This window comes from Caballeronia cordobensis, from assembly GCF_001544575.2.
Taxonomy (GTDB): Bacteria; Pseudomonadota; Gammaproteobacteria; order Burkholderiales; family Burkholderiaceae; genus Caballeronia; species Caballeronia cordobensis.
In genome coordinates, this window is record NZ_FCNY02000006.1 from 155569 (window position 1) to 176089 (window position 20521).

Here is a 20521-nt window from a genome sequence, read left to right on the forward strand (position 1 = left end):
TCGCGCGTCAGCGCACGCGCAGCGTATAGCGCGTGCGCTGACGATACACGTCGCCAGGACGCAGGATGGCGCGCTCGCCGTCCATGTTGATCTCGTTCGGAAATCCGCCCGCTTCGAGACATAGCCCCGCCTGCTTGCGATAGCGCGCCCCATTGCGCGCGGGCACACCTTCCAGGTAATTTCCCGAGTAAAACTGCAGGCCGCGCGCGTCGGTCGAGACGCTCAGTTCGCGTCCGCTCGATGGATCGAACAGCAGCGCTACGTGGCGCGGCTCGCTCGCATCGTCGTCGCCCAATGCATAGCAATGATCGAAGCCGCCCGCGATGGCGAACTGCGCGTTCGACGTTTCGAGCCTCGCTCCGATCGATGCGGGCTCGCGTAAATCGAACACTGTGTTCGTCACGTCTTCGCGCGCGACAGGAATCGATAATGCATCGATCGCGAAGTACGTATCGGCGGCGATCGAAATTTCATGCTCGCGTATGCTCGCGTCTTCGCCCAGATTGAAGTACGCATGGTTCGTCAGATTGACGGGCGTTGCCGCATCGGTGCGCGCGGTGTAGTCGATGGAAAGCGTGCCGTCATCGGCGAGCGCATAGCGCACGGTCACGCTCAGATTGCCGGGAAACCCCGCCGCGCCCGCGGGCGAATGCAGCGTCATGACGAGCGCGCCGTCATGCATCTCCGCATGCCACATCTGCCGATGAAAGCCTTCCGCACCGCCATGCAGATGATTCGCGCCTTCGTTGCGCTCGACCTGATAAGCGACCCCATCGAGCACGAAGCGCCCATCGCGGATGCGGTTGGCCCAGCGCCCGATGATCGCGCCCAGGAACGCGCTGCCGTTGCGATATTGCTCGGGCGTGTCGTGGCCGAGCAGGATATCGGCGAAACGGCCTTCGCGATCCGGCGCGAGCCATGACACGAGCGTCGCGCCGAGATCGCTGATCGCCACGCGCATGCCCGATGCATTGCGCAGCGTGTAGAGATGCACGTCGCCCCACGGGCGCACGTCGATGGAAGATGTCGTCATGCTTGCGATGATCTCATGGCCGCGCGGCGACTTCATCGAGATGCAGCAAAAGATCGGCGGGATCTTCATAGACGCGCAGCGCGCCGGAGCGTTCGAGTTCGTCGCTGCCGTATCCGCCCGATAGCAGGCCGACGCCGAGCGAGCGGCAGCGCCGCGCGGCCAGCATGTCCCAGATGCTGTCGCCGACGACGACCGTATTTTCGATCGGCACGTTCAGGCGCGCGGCGGCGGCGAGGAACAGATCGGGATCGGGCTTCGCGTACTTCACCATGTCGCGCGTGACGACCACCTGCTTCGCCGGATCGACGCCCAGTGCTTCGAGATTCACCTGCGCGGTTTCCATGCGGCCGCTCGTCGCGATGGCCCAGCGCGTGCCGGCGTTCGTGAGCGCTTCGAGCAACTCGCGCGCCCCCGGCAGCGGACACACTTGCGCCCGCAAACGCTTGTACGCCTCCGCATGCAACTGACGCAGATGCTCGACGCGATCCGCGCTGATTTCACCGTGCGTTTCGCGCAGCAACTGATTGGTGAAGAGGCCGCCACTCATGCCGATCTTGCGATGGATGCGCCACACGGAAAGCTCGATGCCTTCGGCGTCGAGCGCTTCCTTCCATGCCAGCACGTGTTGATAGACGCTATCGACGAGCGTGCCGTCGAGGTCGAACAGAAACGATGTTTCGATGCGCATGGCAGGCTCCATTCGAGTGTGTCGTATGGACATCATCATACGCACGATCGAGCGCGCGCGAGGCCGCAAATGCGATAATCGATGTTTGCGCCGAAGCGCCCTTAGCGCGCGGAAAACGCGCATAAAGTCCCTGTATTTTGCATCAATCACGCATCACGGAGCCTATCTTGACCCGCATCGACAATCCCTCCCGCGATCAGGAGGCAGGCGTGGCCGATTCCACGCAAGACACGACCCGCATCGACGACACGCGCATCGGCGCGGTGCGCCCGTTGATTTCGCCCGCGCTCCTGCTCGACGAACTGCCCGTCACGCCTGGCGTGCAGACGCTCGTCGAAGAGAGCCGCGCGCATATCGCGAATATTCTTCACGGCCGCGACGACAGGCTCGTCGTCGTAGTCGGCCCGTGTTCCATTCACGATCACGATCAGGCGATGGAATACGCGCAGCGCCTGAAAGCCGTCGCGGACCGGCTGCGCGACGATCTTTTCATCGTGATGCGCGTGTACTTCGAGAAGCCGCGCACGACGGTCGGCTGGAAGGGCTATATCAACGATCCGCGTCTGGACGGCAGCTTCCGCATCAACGAAGGCCTGCGCCGCGCGCGCGAACTTTTGCTCGACATCAGCGGCCTTGGCTTGCCGACCGCGACCGAGTTTCTCGATCTGCTGAGCCCGCAGTACATTGCCGATCTGATCGCGTGGGGCGCGATCGGCGCGCGCACGACCGAGAGCCAGAGCCACCGGCAACTGGCATCGGGGCTTTCTTGTCCGATCGGCTTCAAGAATGGCACCGATGGCGGCGTGCAAGTGGCGGCGGACGCGATCGTCGCGGCGCGCGCGAGCCACGCGTTCATGGGCATGACGAAGATGGGCATGGCGGCGATCTTCGAGACGCGCGGCAACGACGACTGCCACGTCATTTTGCGCGGCGGCACGCGCGGACCGAACTACGATGCCGCGAGCGTCGCGGCGGCGTGCGGCGCGCTCGGTACGCTCGGACAGCGCGAGCAGGTGATGATCGATTGCTCGCATGCGAATTCGAACAAGTCGCATCTGCGGCAGGTGGAGGTTGCTGAGGATATTGCGCGGCAGCTTGAAGCGGGGGAGCGCCGCATTACCGGTGTGATGATCGAGAGTCATCTGGAAGAAGGGCGGCAGGATTTGAAGCCTGGCGTGGCTTTGCGACGCGGTGTGTCGATTACCGATGCATGTCTTGGGTGGGCTCAGAGTGAGCCTGTGCTTGAGTTGCTTGCTGGGGCTGTTAGGAAGCGGCGGGGGGTGTGAGGTTTTTGTTTTTTTGCCGGATCCCGTATTCGTGTCGGTTTATTAGCACTGCCCCTCCCCGGGGCGGGGGTAACTTTCTTTGCTGCTGCAAAGAAAGTCACCAAAGAAAGCAGCTTTCTCACCGCCCGCGGTCACACGCACGTTGGCCACTCTTCTCCTCGGGGAACGGCCCTCGCCTAAAGAGTGCCCCCATAGGCCCAATCGGGCTTGGATCGCACACGGTCTGACAAACCAGTGCGCGAAGCGCACTGGTTCAGCACGAAATAGCTTCGGCACAGCGCTACGCGCTGCCGCTGGGTATGCGAGGGAAACCAACGAACACGAGTGCACTCGCGCACCCGATTAACCCATCGGCCGCGAAGCGGGCCGGAACTTGAAATGGCTGTACCAAGCCATTAAGTGGCGCGATGTGACGGATCGTGCGCGATCCAAGCCCGGTTGGGCCTATGGGGGCACTCGTTAGGCGAGGGCCGTTCCCCGAGGAGAAAAATGGCCAACGTGCGTGTGACCGCGGGCGGTGAGAAGCTGCTTTCTTTGGTGACTTTCTTTGCAGCAGCAAAGAAAGTTACCCCCGCCCCGGGGAGGGGCAGTGCTAATAGACCAACAACAAAACAGGATTCCCCTCAGCGCAAGCAAGCAAAAAAAACAACAAACCCCCTACCTCCCCCCCGCCAAATTCAAAGCATTAATCAAAGCAAGCGGATCAAAAGGCTTCCTCAACTGCACAGCTTTCGGCAAAGCCTTCCGTTGATCCTCGCTGAGCGCGAGCTCATAACCCGTCACGAACACGACCCCCAACCCCGGCGTCTCGCGACAAGCGGCAATGGCCAACTCGACCCCCGATTGCCCCGCAAGATCGACATCAGTCAGCAGCAAGTCATACCGCTGCTCGCGCAACAAGCCGATAGCTTCATCGAAACCCCCAGCATCCACGAGATCGAGCCCAAACGTGCGCAACAATTCCGCAGTGCTCGCACGCACAAGCTCGTTGTCTTCCACAAACAGCACACGCATGCGCGAAAGCGCATCATCCTGCGCGACGTCGGGCACGCTCGCATCGACCGCCACCGGAACGCGTTGCCCCAACACGAGCCTGACCTTGCGCGCCAGCGCCTCATGCGTATAAGGCTTGCTCAACAGATCGATGCCTTCGTCGAGCCGCCCCGCATGCACGATCGCGTTATCGGTATAACCCGATGTGAACAGCACCGCGATACCCGGCACCCGCTCGCGCGCCTTCCGCGCAAGCTCCGTGCTGCGTAACGGTCCGGGCATCACGACATCGGTGAAAAGCAGATCGACCGGCACGCCGCTCTCGACGATCGCCAGCGCGCTTTGCGCATCTTTCGCGCGCAGCACGCGATAGCCGAGATCGGCGAGCAGCTCGACGACCGTCGCGCGTACTTCCTCATCGTCCTCGACGACGAGAATGGTCTCGCTGCCGCCCTTCGCCGGACCGGCATCGATGTTCGTTTCCAGATCCTCTTCCGCACGCGCGCGCGGCAGATAGACGCGCACCGTCGTGCCGTGTCCCTGTTCGCTATACACCTTTACATGCCCGCCCGATTGCTTGACGAAGCCGTACACCATCGAGAGGCCGAGGCCCGTGCCCTGGCCCTCGCGCTTGGTCGTGAAGAACGGCTCGAACGCGCGCTCCTGCACTTCGGGCGACATGCCCGAGCCCGTGTCGGTCACGGCGACCATCACGTACTGACCCGGCGAGACATCGGCGTTGCGCATCGCGTAGGCTTCGTCGAGCGATGCATTGCCCGCTTCAATAGTGAGCTTGCCGTGACCGGTCATCGCGTCGCGCGCATTGATCGCGAGATTGAGCAGCGCGTTCTCGACCTGAAACGGATCGACGAGCGTATTCCACAAGCCGCCCGACACCACCGTTTCGATCTCGATGCCATCGCCGAGCGCGCGGCGGAACATGTCGTCGAGGCCGCGCACGAAGCGCCCCAGATTGACCACCTTCGGCGCGAGCGGCTGACGCCGCCCGAATGCGAGCAGTTGCGAAGCGAGATTCGCTCCGCGTGCGACGCCTGCGAGCGCGCTCTTCACGCGCTGTTCGGGCTTGTCCTGTCCGGCGACGTCCTTCGCGAGCAATTGCAGATTGCCGCCGATGACCTGCAGCAGATTGTTGAAGTCATGCGCGACGCCGCCCGTCAGCTTGCCGATCGCTTCCATCTTCTGCGCCATGCGCAACGCTTCTTCCGCGTGATGCAGCGCGTCGGCAGTTTCGTGGTCAGCGGTGACATCGCGGCCCACGCCGTGGATGCGCCGCGTGCGCGGATCGAGCGACACCGTCCACGCGATCCAGCGCCAGCCGCCCGCGGCGCGGGAGAGCCGGCATTCGTAGCGCACAGGAAGGCCGCTCACGCGCAGCTTGTCGAGCGCGGCGGCCGCGGCGCGCGCATCGTCGGGATGCACGAGGTCCATCACCGTATGCGAATGCAGGCGCTGAAAATCGAGGCCGAGCAGATTCGTCCATGAAGGGCTCACGCGCAACAGTGCACCCTCGAAGCTCGCAACGTAGAAGAGGTCTTCGCTCAACTCCCACAGACGGTCGCGGTCCGCGACGGCATCGGCCACGCGGCGTTCCAGCGTTTCGTTCAGATCGCGCAGCGCGTCCTGCGCCTTCGTGCGTTCGGCGATCTCGCTCTGCGCGGCCTGAAAGAGACGCGCGTTGTCGATGGCGATCGCCGCCTGCGATGCGATGCCCGTCACGATGCGCTCCGCGCGCTCGTTGAAGACCGCCGGCTCCGGATGCCCGAAGAACAGCCCGCCGAGCACCTCGCCGGTACGCGAAACCACGGGCGCGGCGAGATAGCTGCACACGGCGAGATGGCCCTTCGGCATGCCGTGATGCGGTGAGTTGTGACCGTAGCGCGGATCTTTCGTGATGTCGTCCGAGCGCACGATGCCGACACCTTCGAACGTCGGCCCGAACACGGCGGTGTTGCGCGGCATCGGAAACTTCGAGAACGTGTCCTTCGGCACGCCCGACAGCGTGTAAAGCGTGTAGCGGCCGCCCTTGTCGTCGAGCACGTTGTAGAAGAACGAGCCGAATGCGGCGCCTGTCAGTTCGGTCGCGGCATCGACGACGACCTGCACCGCGCGGCTCAGTTCGAGCTCGCCCGCGACCGTCGTGCCGACGCGATTGAGAATCTCCAGCGTGCGCGATTCGTCGCGCAGCTTCTGTTCCGTCGCGTGACGCAAGCGCGCGAGCCGCAGATTGCTCGCCACGCGCGCCAGCAGCTCGCGCCCGGAAAACGGCTTGGTCAGATAATCGTCCGCGCCGGCTTCGAGGCCGCCCACGCGCGCTTCCTCGCCCGCGCGCGCCGAGAGCAGCACGACCGGCGTCTCGCGCAGCACCTCGTCTTCGCGCAGCGCGGCGAGCAGCCCGAAGCCATCGAGGCGCGGCATCATCACGTCGGAGACGATCACTTCCGGGCGCACTTCACGCGCCATCGCGAGGGCGGCTTCGCCATCGGCGGCGACGCTCACGTCGTGACCCACCGCGGCGAGCATGCGCCGCATGTAGTCGCGCAGATCGGCGTTGTCATCGACGATCAGCACGCGGCCGGGCGTCGCGCCGGGCGGCGCGGGCTCGTCGGCGGCGCTCACGCCGAGCGACGCGTCGTCCTCGCTCTCGAGGTCGGACGGCGCGCGCGCATCGGGCATCCAGCGCATGGCGGCATCGACATATGAGCGCGCGCGCACGCTCGCCTCAGCGTGCGGCGCGCCGTGTTCCGCGCTGGCGAGCCCGGCCGGCGCGGGCAGCGCGATCGTGAAGCACGCGCCGTCGCCGAGCGTGCTTTGCACGCGGATCGAGCCGCCGTGCAGCTTCACGAGTTCCTGCACCATCGCGAGGCCGATGCCGCTGCCTTCGACCGAACGTCCCGCCGCGCCCGCGACGCGGTGAAAGCGCTCGAACACGCGCGAGAGTTCGTCTTCAGGAATGCCGATGCCGGTATCGCGCACGCACAGCTCGATGCCATCGGCGTTCGCGCGCAACGCAATGCGGATCGCGCCATCGAACGTGAATTTGAACGCGTTCGACAGCAGGTTCATGACAATCTTTTCCCACATGTCGCGGTCGATGTCCGCGATCACGGGTGTCGGCGGAACGTCGATCTCGAGACGCAGGCCAGCCGTTTCGATCGCCGAGCGAAAGAGCGACGCGAGCTCGGCGGTGAACACGGCGAGATCGGTCGGCTGGCGATGCATCTCGATGCGCCCCGCCTCGATGCGCGAAAAGTCGAGCAGCGCGTTCACGAGCTTGAGCAGCCGCAAGCCGTTGCGATGCATGATCTCGACGATGCGCACATCCTCGCGGCCGATGCGCTCGGGGCTCGCCAGCAGTTCTTCCAGCGGACCGAGCATCAGCGTGAGCGGCGTCCTGAACTCGTGACTGATGTTGGAGAAGAACGTGGTTTTCGCGCGGTCGATTTCGGCGAGCGCTTCGGCGCGGCGGCGCTCTTCATCGTAGGCGTGGGCGTAGCCGATCGCCGCGCCGATCTGGCTCGCGACCAGATTCATGAAAGCGCGATAGCTTTCGTCGAAGAGCCGGTGCGGATTGAGCGCCGCGATCAGCACGCCGGCGCGGCCCGTCTCGCCCGACGGCGCGATGGGCAGCAGAATCGCGCTGTTCGGCGGCGTGCGCCATGCGCCTGCCGGCAGCGGTGCGCTCACGCGCGGGTCGAGGTCGGTGACGAGGCGCGCTTCGTTGTCGCGCAGCACGTCGGCGACAGGCCACGGATGCGCATGCGCCGCATCCAGTACCGGCGGCGCGGCCGGATGTCCCGCTTCGATGCCGCAGCGGCCGACGAGCGTCGCCGTCGCACCGCCTGGCTCGGCGGCGTAGAGCAGGGCGAAGGGCATGTCGCGCGACGCGCCTTCGAGCGCCTGCATCGACAGCTCGCACGCCTCGCGCCAGTTGCGGGCATCCGTTGCCGACGCTGCGAGCTCGCGCAGCACGTTCAACTGCCGTTCGCCGAGCACGCGCTGGGTATCGTCGCTGTTCGCGCAGATGATGCCGCCCGCGCCGCCGCGGTCATCGGGAATCGGGCTGTAGGAGAACGTGTAGTACGTTTCCTCCGGAAAGCCGTTGCGCTCCATGATGAGGAGCTTTTGCTCGACATAAGTGCCTTCGATGCCCGTGAGCGCGGTGTCCAGCAGCGGGCCGATCTCGCTCCAGATTTCGCGCCACACGGCGGACGTCGGCTGGCCGAGCGCCTGTGGATGCTTGCCGCCGATGATCGACTTGTACGCGTCGTTATAGAAGAACAGCAGGTCGGGGCCCCAGCCGACCCAGATCGGCTGGCGCGACGTCAGCATGATCCGGATGGCTGTCTTCAGACTTTGCGGCCAGTGCGCGGGCGTGCCGAGCGACGTTTGCGTCCAGTCGAAACCACGGATGAGCGCGCCCATTTCGCCGCCGCCCAGCAGGAAGCTCGGGTCGAGCCCGCTCATCCTCGTATCCGCGATCAGATTGTCAGCTTTCATCGACGCTTGATCTCCTCGCCCTGTCTCTCGATGGGGCGGCGCTCCGGCGCGCAACGGCGCCCATGTTGGGTTCGAATCGATCTCGCGGCGCGCCCCTGTTGCGGCGGGCGAAACGATTCTCGGATTCTCGCACGGAAAACGCTTGCGTTCGCGCAGGCCTTGCGCGGCAGGCCCGTGTCTAAAGGCGCTGCGGGACGCCCGGCGACAAAGAAATCGATGCGGCGAATCGCGCAGGGATCACTAGCAATTTGCCGACCTGATCCGCTAGCGGATCGGGCGGTCTGGCTGCGTTCCATGTGCCAATTCGAAAATGTCTGTTACGGAATTCATGCACGAGACGGCGGAAAGGCCGTGAGACAAGGTTTTGCTTAATGTGCCTCGCCCGGGGAGCTAAGACATTTTCTGAACGTTCCTATCGTTGCGCGCCGCCTCCTTACCTAGACTGGCTTTCGCGGTGAAAGCCCTGTGCCGATGGCGCGGCGTTCGCCATTCATATCCATCCTTTGCTTGCACGAGAGTCACATGAATCAAACGAATAGCCGTCCCGAAATGAGTCTGGAACAGGCGGAACAAGCACTGCGTCAAGATCTGGCCGAGCAGCCGGATTCGGCGGCGGCGCATAACAACCTGGGACTCGTGTTGCGGCAACTCGGCCGGCTCGCCGAGGCTGAAACCTTCTTGCAGCGCGCGCTGCAACTTGCGCCGGACGCGGCGCTGATCCATGCAAATCACGCGCTCGTATTGATGAGCTTGCAACGCGGCGCCGAGGCCGAGGCGGAGGCGACCCACGCCCTGAAGCTTGCTCCGGACGACGTGTCCGTCAAATATATATTCGGCGGCGTTCTGAATTTGCGGGGCCGCCTGAACGAAGCAGCGGATGTGTACGGCCAGGTCATCGCGAGCGAACCGGCGTTCATCGACGCGCATCTGGCGCTCGGCGATACGCTGCGCAAGCAGGGCAAACTTGCCGAGGCCGAAGCCGCGTTCCGCCGCAGCGTCGAATTGAGTCCCCAGCGAATCGACGGCCATCTCGGGCTCGGGGACGTGCACTGTGCCGCCGGCAAGCTCGCGGACGCCGACGCCGCCTTCGAACTCGCTCTCGCGATGCGACCCGCTTCTGCCGAGGCGCATTGCGGCCTGGGTAACGTCGCGCACCGTCGTATGGATCTTGCGGGAGCCGAGGCGCAGTTCAGGCAGGCCTTGTCGATGCGGCCCGTTTTCTTCGAAGCGAGCCGCGGCCTCGGCCTCGCGCTGATCGATCTCGGACATTTCATCGAGGCGGAAGCCGCGCTTCGGAACGCCTTGTCGATTCAGCCCGGCGATGCTGTCGCAAGCAATGCGCTGAACTTCGTGCTGGCGAGACAGATCGACACCAACAAGCAGGTGCTTTACGCGAGCGGCCATCCCAAGCTGAATCCGGTCGCAAAGGATGCCAGCCAGCGGGCATAAGCCATCCAGCGGTTCACGGCGAGCCACGCCGCGGCATCACGCCGCGACATGGCTCGCCGGCTTCATTTCTCTCTTCCCCCTGTCTATTGGTCGCCGCCGCCCATGGCGCGGAACGCAGTTTGCTGGACGTGTCGCTGAACGCAGACGCGTCGCATCGACGAGATGCGACCGTTCTCGCCATCACTTTTGCCGACCCGTCCCAAGCGAAACATGTCCAGACCGATGCCCAGAACCACACCGACATCCGAAGCCGGGACCCACGAAGGCTTCGACATCTACGCGTCCTACGTAGTGAACGCGACGGGCATGCACATCGGCACCCTGAAAGTCGTGAGAAAGCGCGACAAGCGCGTGCTCTATCCATTCGACGGCTGCGAGACCATCGGCCCGTTCGAGTCGAGCGACGATGCGCGGCGCGCGGCCGAGGCGCTTGGCGGGCGTATCGTCGCGGCGGACGTCGCCAATCCCGAGCCGTGATCGCCGTCTGGCGGGGCGCTGAATGTCCTATGACACGCGCTCGCGTTGCTCGGCGGGCGGCGAGAATCGGCCGGGCTTCGGGGAAAACCCCAGCGCGCTAATCGTCCTAGGACATGCCGGGCGGGCGGCATGCGTCTGTATCTTGACCTCAAGGCGGTGCGATGCGCGAATTCGAGCGCGGCACCGGGTCACTGACGCATCCGGAAAACGACTATGAGTTACGTGCAACCCACCACGAGGCAGGACGCGCAGGCATCGTCCGGCGATGCCCACGCGCGCGGCCCGATCCGACGCGCGATGGCGGCATCGGCCATCGGCAACGCGACCGAGTGGTTCGACTACGGTATTTACAGCTACGGCCTCACCTACATCTCGGCCGCGCTCTTTCCCGGCAGCACCGCGCAGGCGACGCTCTTCGCGCTCGCGACCTTCGCGATTTCCTTTCTCGTGCGGCCGCTCGGCGGACTGTTCTGGGGACCGCTCGGCGACCGGCTCGGCCGCAAGCATGTGCTCGCGCTGACCATTCTCATCATGTCGATGGCGACGCTCGTCGTCGGCCTGCTGCCTTCGTATGCGAGCATCGGTATATGGGCGCCCGTGGCGCTGATCGCCTTGCGCATGATCCAGGGCTTCTCGACGGGTGGCGAGTACGGCGGCGCGGCGACCTTCATGGCCGAGTACGCGCCCGATCACAAACGCGGCTTTTGCGGCAGCTTCCTCGAATTCGGCACGCTCGCGGGCTTCTCGCTCGGCGCGTTCCTGATGCTCGGCTGCTCGGTCCTGCTCGGCAACGACGCGATGCACGCATGGGGCTGGCGCCTGCCGTTTCTCGTCGCGGCGCCGCTCGGTCTGATCGGCCTGTATCTGCGCTCGAAGATGGAAGACACGCCGGTGTTCCGCGAATGCGCCGAAGCGGCGGAGCGCGAGCAGCACAAGGGCGTGCCGCTGCGCGAACTGTTCTCGCAGTACTGGAAGCCATTGCTGCAACTCGGCGGCCTCGTCGTGGCGCTCAACGTCGTGAACTATGTGTTGCTCGCCTATATGCCGACCTTCATGAAGAAGGAGCTCGGCATGAGCGACAATCTTTCGCTGCTGCTGCCCTTGATCGGCATGTTGTCGATGATGGTGCTGCTGCCGTTCGCGGGCGCGCTGTCGGATCGCATCGGGCGCAAGAAGGTGTGGTGGCTGTCGCTGGTCGGCCTCTTCGTCGCCGCGGTGCCGATGTTCACGCTGATGTCGCATGGCATCGCGGGGGCGCTGATCGGACTCGCCGTGCTGGGTCTGCTCTACGTGCCGCAACTGGCGAGCATCTCGGCGATGTTCCCCGCGATGTTCCCGACGCAGGCGCGTTATGCGGGCATGGCGATCGCCTATAACGTGTCGACGTCGATCTTCGGCGGCACCGCGCCGATGGTCACCGACTGGCTGATCGGCCGCACGGGCAGCACGCTGGTGCCGGCGTATTACATGATGGCCGCGTGCGCGGTGGGCGCGGTGGCCTTGGTGTTCGTCACCGAGACGGTGGGGTGCTCGCTGCGTGGGCGGCAGACGCCGGGGGCGAAGAAGGCTGGGATGGCGCGTCACGCTTCCGAGGGTGCGGTGCATGAGGGGATGACGGAGCATCGGCACGCCTGATTCTTCTGGCGTCGAATGAACAATGGCCCGGCGTGTGTGCGCCGGGCCATTGGCGACCCGCACCAGGTAACGAATCGCGAGCGGCGACGACGCGCGCCCGCGACGCAAAAGCCTCGTTACATCACTGACCGAAGAAAATGTCGCAACGCGGCTTGTCGCTGCAGCCGCCCTGACCGCGGCCGCCCGCGGAAGCGCTCATGCCTGCCGACATGCCGCCGTATGCGGTCTCGTCGGTTTGCGCCGCGGGCATCGCGGCAGTCTGCTGCTGATCGGGCGTGGCCTGCGCCATGACCATCGGGCGCATCGTCTGAATCAGTTGTTGTTGCGCCTCCGTCATGCCCTGAGCCCGCGCCGCGCCGATAGTGGCGACGCTGGTCGCGAGCGCGCAAGCGGCCATCATCGCGAAAAATTTCGGATTGAGTTTCGCCTTCATGTTCCAGCTCCTTGAAACGAACGCACAAGCAGCCGGGAACGCAATTCTCGGACTCCTTGCAGCCTGGTCGATAAACAGGATCGAGCGCTGAAAACGGCAATGCAGCCGCGTCTGAACGACGAAAGCGCTCAGGAGCCAAGTTACGGCGATGCGAGCGAGCAGGAAATCCCTATTCCGCAGGGATGCATTGGAGGGGTAAGCCGACAGACGACGTTAAAAACGCGCTCGGGTTCGTTGCGAAACCCGAGCGCGAGCAAATTCACAAAACACGCACGGCGCAAGCCGATACGCTTAGTACGACTTAGAAGCGCCGCCGCTCGATGAGCCCGAGCCGGAACTGCTCGAACCGCTCTTGCTGTTCTTGTGCATCTTGCCGCCTTGCGACGAGTCCATGGTGTTAGCGCCCGATGCGCCCGAGGTCGAGCCCGTCACGCCGCCGCTGTTCGGCGTGCTCATGCCGGTGCCGCCCTGGCCAGCGCCATTGCCGCCCGCCGTGCCGCCGCCAGCGCCGGCTCCACCCCCTCCGCCGCCGCCCGCGCCCTGCGCGAACGCCGCGCCCGACAGGCTCAGGATCATGGCCGAAACAAGCAAGCTTCTCTTCGCGTTCTTCATGGTGTCCTCCCGTTGATCGATGGTCTTGGTACGCGCCGCCTGACAAACGAATGCGCCGCCGCCAACCATCTTCCGCAATCGCCGTGCCGCGCGGCAGTGCCCGCGCGCTGACGATGCGCTAGGCCACCGCTTCGTCGCACCATTCGATCGCCCACGCGCGTGCGCAATGCACGGCGTCCCATTCGCTTGCGAAGGCATCGAGTTCGCCTGATTCGAACACCTCCAGATGCCCGATGTGATCTCCGGGCGACCGCGTGATTCGCGCGTGCGCGTAGTAGCTGCCGTCTTCGTCATGACGCGCGGTGCAGTCGATATGGAACGTCTTGTAGTCGAAACGCATGAGCGGCTCCGGTGATGAGTTCGTGGGCAGGCGCGAAGTGTGCGCAACCGTTGACTCGAATACCCCTATGAGATACTGTATATACATACAGTATAGCCTTCAAGATGGATCTCTCCGAAAAGCTCGAAATTCTCGCCGACGCCGCCAAGTACGACGCGTCGTGCGCGAGCGGCGGCGCGCCCAAGCGCGAGTCGCGCGGCATAGACGGCCTTGGCGCCAGCACCGGCTCGGGCATCTGCCACAGCTTCACGCCAGACGGGCGCTGCGTCTCGCTGCTCAAGATTTTGCTGACGAACTTTTGTCTGTACGACTGCCGCTATTGCATCAACCGCCGTTCGAGCAACGTGCCGCGCGCGCGCTTCACGCCCGAAGAAGTCGTCAGCCTGACGCTCGATTTTTACCGCCGAAATTACATCGACGGCCTGTTTTTGAGTTCCGGCGTGATTCGTTCGTCGAACTACACGATGGAGCAGCTCGCGCTCGTTGCGAAGACGCTGCGCGAGAAACACCAGTTTCGCGGCTATATCCATTTGAAGACGATTCCGGACGCCGACCCCGAACTCATCGCGCAGGCGGGGCGTTACGCGGATCGCCTGAGCGTGAACATCGAATTGCCGACGGAGATCAGCCTCGAACGTCTTGCGCCGGAAAAAAGCGGCCGCACGATCAAGCTGGCAATGGGCAATATCCGCGTCGCGCGAGAGGAATCGGAAGCGGAGCCGCGTGCGCCGCGTTTCGCGCCGGCGGGGCAGAGCACGCAGATGATCGTCGGCGCGGACGAAACCGACGACCGCACCATCCTCGGCACCGCCGAAACACTGTACGGCTCGTATCAGTTGAAGCGCGTTTATTACTCGGCGTTCAGCCCGATTCCCGACAGCCCGTCGGGCGTGCCGTCCAAAGCGCCGCCGCTGTTGCGCGAGCATCGGCTGTATCAGGCGGATTTTCTGATGCGCGGCTACGGCTTCGGCGCGGCCGAATTGCTCGGCGAGGCCGGCAACCTTCCGCTCGATGTCGATCCCAAGCTCGCGTGGGCGCTCGCGCATCGCGAACGCTTTCCCGTCGATCTGAACGCGGCGCCCGCGCGCATGATCGCGCGCGTGCCGGGCATCGGCATGCGCAACGCGAAGCGCATCGTCGAATTGCGGCGCGCGCGACGCGTGCGCTATCACGATCTCGTGCGGCTGCGCTGCGGCATGGACAAGGTGAAACCGTTCATCGTCACGGCGGATTACCGGCCGCCGCTCACCGAGGCGTCGTCGGACGATTTGCGGCGCGCGCTCGCCACGGGCCCGGTGCAGCTTTCGCTGATCTGATGCGCGTCATCGCCATCGACGACGATTTCGACGCCTGGCGCGCCGCCGCGCTCGATGCGCTCGCGCAAGGGCTTGCGCCCGAGTCGGTGGACTGGCGCACGTCGCAGGCGGCGCCCGCGTTGTTCGGCGACACCGCGGCGCATGCCGCTTCGGCTGACGCGCCGCAGATCCGCGTGTCGCGCGAGCTCGCGGCGCTATTGAAAGACGCCGCCCATTTCCGCGATGCGCGCCGCTGGAGTTTTCTGTATCGCGTGCTGTGGCGCTGGGCGCGGGGCGATCGCGCGGCGGCATCGCCCGCGGATGAAGACGGCGCGCGCCTCTACAAAATGGCGAAGGCCGTGCGCCGCGCGCAGCACGACATGATCGCGTATGTGCGCTTTCGCCAGCGCGACGCATCGCTCGGCGCGCCCGAGTACGTTGCCTGGTACGAGCCGGATCACGACGTGCTCGCCTGGGGCGCGGAGCATTTCGCGGCGCGCATGGGCCGCTCGACGTGGCTCATCGCGACGCCCGACGGCGCGGCCATGTTCGACGGCGAACGCCTGCAACTGGAGCGCCGCCGCGCGCTGGCATCGGAACACGCGAGCCAACATCCCGATACGCCCGACGCCGCCGAAGCGCTCTGGATGACGTATTACCGCAGCATTTTCAATCCCGCGCGCCTGAACGAATCCGCGCTCGAACAGCACATGCCCGTGCGCTTCTGGAAAGGCTTGCCCGAAGGCGCGCTGATTCCGCAACTCGTGAGCGATGCGCGCGGCGGCGCACGGCGCGTCGCGCAGGCGCCGCGCGTGGGCGCGCTCGGCGGCAAGGCGGTTCAGGTCGAAGCGAACGAGGCGCAGCCCGAACGCGATGCGCCCACCTCGCTCGATACGTGCCGCCGCTGCGATCTGTGGCGCAACGCGACGCAGGCGGTGGGCGGCGCGGGGCCGGCGGATGCGCGCATCATGCTGCTCGGCGAGCAGCCGGGCGATCAGGAGGATCTGAAGGGCGAGCCGTTCGTCGGGCCGGCGGGACAATTGCTCGACGGCGCGATGCAACGCGCTGGCGTGCCGCGCGAACAGGTCTATCTGACCAACGCCGTGAAGCATTTCAAATGGGAGCCGCGCGGCAAGCGCCGTCTGCACAAGACGCCCGCGCAGCAGGAAGTCGAGGCGTGTTCCTACTGGCTCGATCAGGAATTGCAGCGCACCGGCGCGCGCGTGATCGTCACGCTCGGTGCCACCGCACTCTCGGCGCTGTTCGGCCGGCGGGCGACGCTCTCGGCCCACATCGGGCGGGTCGTGCCGTATGGCGACAGGCTCGTCGTCGCGACCTATCACCCGTCGTATGCGCTGCGGCAGAACGACGAGGCCGCGCGCGAGCGAACCGTCGCGGCCATCGTCGCGGCGCTCGACCAGGCGCGCGAACTCGCGTCGAAATAACGTCGAAACAGCGGCGCGCGCTCAGAACGCCGCGCGCACGACGCCGCCGTCCGCGCGCAAGGCCGCGCCGTTCGTCGCCGACGACAATTCCGAGCACACGTACGCCACCGTGTTGGCGATTTCCTCGGGCGTGATGAAGCGCTTGAGAATCGAGGTCGGACGCGCTTCTTCGAAGAACTGCTTTTCGAACGTGTCGAAACTTTGCCCGCCCGAGAGCTTTTCGACGAAATCGGTGACGCCTTCGGAACTCGTCGGCCCCGGCAGCACCGAATTGACCGTGACGCCCGTGCCCGCGCACGTTTCCGCGAGTCCGCGCGAAAGCGCGAGTTGCGCGGTTTTCGTGAGCCCGTAATGAATCATCTCGACGGGAATCTGAATGCCGCTCTCGCTGCTGATGAACACGACGCGGCCCCAGTTTTTCTCTTTCATCTTCGGCAGATACGCGCGCGAGAGCCGCACGCCCGACATCACGTTCACGTTGAAAAAGCGCAGCCATTCGTCGTCGGAAATTTCCTCGAAAGGCTTCGGATCGAAGATGCCCATGTTGTTCACGAGGATATCGACGTGCGGAAAGCGCTGCACGAGCGCATCGACCTGTGCGGCGTCCGATACGTCGCCCGCGAAGCCTTCGGCCTGCGCGTTCGGCACGAGCTCGCGCAGCTTCGCGAGCGCCGCATCGACGGACGCCTGCGAGCGCCCGTTGACGATCACGCGCGCACCTTCGCGCGCGAGCGCCACGGCGATGGCGTGGCCGATGCCCTTCGTCGATCCGGATACGAGCGCGAGCTTGTTGGCGATCTTGAGATCCATGTGTGCTCCTTTGGGAAAGGTGTTGCGGAATGCGTCGAGAACGTGCGCGACGCGTTCCGACGATGTTAACCAGAAGCAGCCTGTTGTGCACAAAACATGCCGAACGTCGTCTTTATGGCGACACCGCTTAGGAACTATCTAGTTAGGATGACAAATAGAGGCCGCTATACTTTGCGGTCCATTCCGGGCACGTCCATCGATTCAAAGAGACCATGAGCGATTCCCCCACGCCAGCGCATCTATATATCGCGACGCCCAGTTACGGCGGGACCGCCGCCACGTGCTACATCAACGGCCTGCTCGATCTGACCCACACTGGGTCCCGAGAAGGACTGACCTTTACCGTTGGCTTCAACAATTTCGAAAGTCTCATCACGCGTGCGCGCAACGTGATGGTCGCCAACTTTCTCGCCGATGAACGCTTCACGCATCTCATGTGGATCGACAGCGACATCGGCTTCACGGCTGCGGACGTGTTCCGGCTCCTGCATGCGGACCGGTCCGTCGCGGCAGGCGTCTATCCGCTGAAAGCCGACGGCTGGCCGGCATCCGGCCTGGCCGAAGCGTTGCCCGCGGGCACGCGCCGCGCCGATTTCCGCGCGCGCTTCTCGCGCTTCCCGGTGAGCCCGCACGCCGCATCCGGCTCTCCCGACGCAGACGGCTTCCTGGAAGTCGTCGATGTGCCCACTGGCTTCATGATGATCAAGCGGGAAGTGCTGCTCGCACTCATGCAACGTTTCCCGGAGCTGCAATACAAGCCTTATCCGAGCGAGTTCGGCACAGCGGCGCGTGCCGCGAACGCCGATTTCCACTACACCTTCTTCGACACGATGATCGATCCCGAAACGGGCTTTTATCTGTCCGAGGATTACGCGTTTTGCCGCCGCGTCGCGGCGCTGGGCGTGCGTCCCGTCATCGATACCCGGTCGAATCTCGTTCATCAGGGCGGCATGAAGTTCGAAGGGGATTTCGGCCGCTGGTTCGCCGCACAGCGCGCGTCGATCGTTCCCCGCACGGGCGAATCCGCGCAGATCGAGCAGCTCGGTCTGTATGGTCCGATACGCCGCTGAGCCTTGCGCCACGGGCCTTTGCGCCCGATGAAACCCCGCGACATAAATGCTCGATAGCCGCGCGCGCAGCCGTCGTTCATAGTGCGCCTGCGTGATCGAAAAACGAAGCAGCAGCGAGAAACGAGAGCCGCATCACGCATCCATCCACTCATATTCCCGGCGCGGCCGGCACGGAGATGCAACATGTCCAACTCGATCAAATTCTCGTCGCTCGGGGCAATCGTCAACAAGGCGCGTGGCGCGGCGCTGGCCGGGCTCATCGTCGGCACGGCGGCGTTCGCGGGTTTCGCGAGCAATCCCGCGCAAGCCGCGACTCAATATAACCAGAGCGCCGGCCAATACGTGCAGACCGCCGCCGCGCCCGCACGCCCCGACACCATTTACGTCTACCCCTTCGCCAGCGACGCAAGCGAGGTCAAGCTCGACAATCACGGCATGATCTCGAAGATCGGCTCGGCGTTTTCCGGCGATTCGCAGGCGCAGAAAGAAGCGCAGGACGCCATCGCGGCGCGCGAGGAAGTCGCCAACGAAATCGTCGCGAAACTTCAGTCGATGGGCCTGCGCGCCGTGCGCGCCGACGTGCCGCCGCCGCAAGACCAGAACGTGCTCGTCGTGGAAGGCAACTTCAGCACGATCGACGCCGGCAATCGCCGCCGCCGCGTGCTGATCGGCCTCGGCGCGGGCGAAAGCAAGGTCGGCGCGACCGTCCAGCTCGTCTACAAGCCCGCGCACGGCACGCCGCAATTGCTCGAACAGTTCGACGCGAACGCCGACAGCGGCCACATGCCGGGCGTGGCGGAAATGGCGGGCGTCGGCGCGGTGGCCGGGCATGTCGCGACCTCGCTCGCGGTCTCGGGCGGGGTGCACGGCCTGTCGGAGAAGAAGCACGCGGATGTGTCGTCGGACGAGAAGCGCCTCGGCGACAGCATCGCCAAGCAAATCGCCAAACTCGGCCAGGATCAGGGCTGGATGCCGGCGAAGAGTTAAGGGGCGGATCAGGCAAGCACGGAACGCGCGGTCCGGAACGTGCTTAAACTAGACTTCCGGACGAATGTTCGCTTCGCGAGGCCGCGCATGCCGACGATTGCCCTGATAGTCCTGACGGTGGTGGCGACGCTCGCCGTCGTGCTCGTGATCGCGAACCTGACGAGCGGCGAGAAGAAAATCGAGCACAAGATCGAACGCCTGTACGGCAGCCACGATCCGCAATTCATCCGCTCGATGGGCCTGCTGCTCGGCCCGCCGGTGATCGGCGGCAACCGCTTCCAGGTGCTCGTGAACGGCGACGCGATTTTCCCGTCGATGCTCGAAGGCATCCGCTCGGCGCGGGCGTCGATCACCTTCGAGACGTTCATCTACTGGTCGGGCGCGATCGGCGAGGATTTTGCCCGCGCATTGTCGGACAAGGCGCGCGAGGGCGTCGCCGTGCATGTCCTGCTCGACTGGGTGGGCTCGTCGAAGATGGACAAGCGCTATCTGCGCATGCTGCGCGAGGCGGGCGCGGAAGTGATCCAGTATCACAAGCCGCACTGGACCGGCCTCGGGCGCATGAACGACCGCACGCACCGCAAGCTGCTCGTGATCGACGGGCGTATCGGCTTCACGGGCGGCGTCGGTATCGCCGAGGAATGGACCGGGCACGCGCAGGACGAAAAACACTGGCGCGACACGCATTTTCGCCTCGAAGGCCCGGCGGTCGGGCAGATGCAGGCCGTCTTCATGGACAACTGGGTCAAGGCGACCGGCAACGTGCTGCACGGCGCGAACTATTTTCCGGAAATCGACGCCGCGGGCGACGGTCTCGCGCACATGTTCAGCAGTTCGCCCTCGGGCGGCAGCGACGACATGCAATTGATGTATCTCATGGCGATCACCGCCGCGACGCGTTCAATCCACTTGTCGAGCGCGTACTTCGTGCCGGACAAGCTGACCATCAACGCGATCGTCGAGGCGGCGCGGCGCGGCGTCGAGGTGCGCATCATCACGCCGGGCAAGCGCATCGACACGCATACCGTGCGCGAGGCGTCGCGCGCGTGCTGGGGCGATCTGCTCGCGGCGGGCGTCGAAATGTTCGAGTATCAGCCGACGATGTTCCACTGCAAGCTCATCGTCGTCGACGAGTATCTGGTGTCGGTCGGCTCGACCAATTTCGACAGCCGCTCGTTCAAGCTCAACGACGAAGCCAACCTCAATATCTACGATCGCGATTTCGCGCGGCAGCAGACCGCGATTTTCGACGACGACGTCACCCATGCGAAGCGCATCACGCTCGATGACTGGCGCCGCCGTCCGCTTGCTGAAAAGCTCATAGAACGCATCGTCGCGCTGCTCGATTCGCAGCTTTGACGTTTGCGCGCCACGCGCCGCGAATATTCACCGTTTCGAGCCTAAAGAAGCACGCCTGCAAGCCGATAAGACGCTCACGCAAACAAGTCTC

General features: G+C 64.7%; 16 protein-coding genes. 9 read left to right on the forward strand and 7 right to left on the reverse strand.

Annotation, left to right across the window (positions count from 1 at the left end):
* Positions 1-7: 7 nt before the first annotated feature.
* Both AWB70_RS13355 and AWB70_RS13360 read right to left on the reverse strand, forming a co-directional pair.
* Positions 8-1069, reverse strand: coding sequence for an aldose epimerase family protein (locus tag AWB70_RS13355; protein ID WP_053571582.1), 1062 nt, complete (start codon positions 1067-1069; stop codon positions 8-10).
* The gene (locus AWB70_RS13360; RefSeq protein WP_014252666.1) at positions 1047-1721 is read right to left on the reverse strand and encodes an HAD family hydrolase; all 675 of its coding nucleotides are present in this window, start codon (positions 1719-1721) and stop codon (positions 1047-1049) included. The genes AWB70_RS13355 and AWB70_RS13360 overlap by 23 nt, the downstream gene beginning before the upstream one ends.
* A 167-nt stretch (positions 1722-1888) precedes the next feature.
* On the opposite strand from AWB70_RS13360, the gene AWB70_RS13365 reads away from it, so the two are divergent.
* Positions 1889-3007, forward strand: coding sequence for a 3-deoxy-7-phosphoheptulonate synthase (locus AWB70_RS13365; RefSeq protein WP_053571581.1), 1119 nt, complete (start codon positions 1889-1891; stop codon positions 3005-3007).
* Between the two features lie 657 nt (positions 3008-3664).
* Here the strand turns inward: AWB70_RS13365 and AWB70_RS13370 are convergent.
* Positions 3665-8518: a response regulator gene (locus tag AWB70_RS13370; protein ID WP_053571580.1), complete on the reverse strand. Its 4854-nt coding sequence runs from the start codon at positions 8516-8518 to the stop codon at positions 3665-3667.
* A gap of 471 nt (positions 8519-8989) precedes the next feature.
* Between AWB70_RS13370 and AWB70_RS13375 the strand changes: the two genes are divergently transcribed.
* The 3 genes from AWB70_RS13375 to AWB70_RS13385 all read left to right on the forward strand — a co-directional run bounded on the left by AWB70_RS13375 (position 8990) and on the right by AWB70_RS13385 (position 12079).
* Complete coding sequence (locus tag AWB70_RS13375) at positions 8990-9967, forward strand: tetratricopeptide repeat protein (protein WP_075644309.1); 978 nt, start codon at positions 8990-8992, stop codon at positions 9965-9967.
* Between the two features lie 222 nt (positions 9968-10189).
* Positions 10190-10444, forward strand: coding sequence for a DUF6723 family protein (locus tag AWB70_RS13380; RefSeq protein WP_053571578.1), 255 nt, complete (start codon positions 10190-10192; stop codon positions 10442-10444).
* 213 nt (positions 10445-10657) lie between these two features.
* The gene (locus tag AWB70_RS13385) at positions 10658-12079 is read left to right on the forward strand and encodes an MFS transporter (RefSeq protein WP_053571577.1); all 1422 of its coding nucleotides are present in this window, start codon (positions 10658-10660) and stop codon (positions 12077-12079) included.
* A gap of 121 nt (positions 12080-12200) precedes the next feature.
* Here AWB70_RS13385 and AWB70_RS13390 read toward each other — a convergent pair whose 3' ends face one another.
* The 3 genes from AWB70_RS13390 to AWB70_RS13400 form a co-directional block, all read right to left on the reverse strand.
* A complete protein-coding gene (locus tag AWB70_RS13390) occupies positions 12201-12512 on the reverse strand; it encodes a hypothetical protein (protein ID WP_235024236.1) in 312 nt (103 codons plus the stop codon).
* 291 nt (positions 12513-12803) lie between these two features.
* Positions 12804-13124: a hypothetical protein gene (locus AWB70_RS13395; protein ID WP_041733940.1), complete on the reverse strand. Its 321-nt coding sequence runs from the start codon at positions 13122-13124 to the stop codon at positions 12804-12806.
* A 118-nt stretch (positions 13125-13242) separates the two neighbouring features.
* On the reverse strand, positions 13243-13464 hold the full coding sequence (locus tag AWB70_RS13400; protein WP_053571575.1) for a hypothetical protein: 222 nt from the start codon (positions 13462-13464) through the stop codon (positions 13243-13245).
* 104 nt (positions 13465-13568) lie between these two features.
* On the opposite strand from AWB70_RS13400, the gene AWB70_RS13405 reads away from it, so the two are divergent.
* Both AWB70_RS13405 and AWB70_RS13410 read left to right on the forward strand, forming a co-directional pair.
* Positions 13569-14780: a putative DNA modification/repair radical SAM protein gene (locus AWB70_RS13405; protein WP_053571574.1), complete on the forward strand. Its 1212-nt coding sequence runs from the start codon at positions 13569-13571 to the stop codon at positions 14778-14780.
* Entirely contained in the window at positions 14780-16204 is a 1425-nt protein-coding gene (locus AWB70_RS13410; RefSeq protein ID WP_053571573.1) for a UdgX family uracil-DNA binding protein, read from the forward strand. The genes AWB70_RS13405 and AWB70_RS13410 overlap by 1 nt, the downstream gene beginning before the upstream one ends.
* 21 nt (positions 16205-16225) lie before the next feature.
* On the opposite strand, the gene AWB70_RS13415 is transcribed toward AWB70_RS13410, so the two are convergent.
* A complete protein-coding gene (locus AWB70_RS13415; protein ID WP_053571572.1) occupies positions 16226-17014 on the reverse strand; it encodes an SDR family NAD(P)-dependent oxidoreductase in 789 nt (262 codons plus the stop codon).
* A gap of 212 nt (positions 17015-17226) precedes the next feature.
* Here AWB70_RS13415 and AWB70_RS13420 point away from each other — a divergent pair, with 212 nt between their 5' ends.
* The 3 genes from AWB70_RS13420 to cls all read left to right on the forward strand — a co-directional run bounded on the left by AWB70_RS13420 (position 17227) and on the right by cls (position 20430).
* A complete protein-coding gene (locus AWB70_RS13420) occupies positions 17227-18084 on the forward strand; it encodes a hypothetical protein (RefSeq protein WP_053571571.1) in 858 nt (285 codons plus the stop codon).
* A 183-nt stretch (positions 18085-18267) separates the two neighbouring features.
* A complete protein-coding gene (locus AWB70_RS13425; RefSeq protein ID WP_053571570.1) occupies positions 18268-19071 on the forward strand; it encodes a DUF4410 domain-containing protein in 804 nt (267 codons plus the stop codon).
* A gap of 87 nt (positions 19072-19158) precedes the next feature.
* A complete protein-coding gene (cls, locus tag AWB70_RS13430) occupies positions 19159-20430 on the forward strand; it encodes a cardiolipin synthase (RefSeq protein WP_053571569.1) in 1272 nt (423 codons plus the stop codon).
* The last annotated feature ends 91 nt before the right edge of the window (positions 20431-20521 follow it).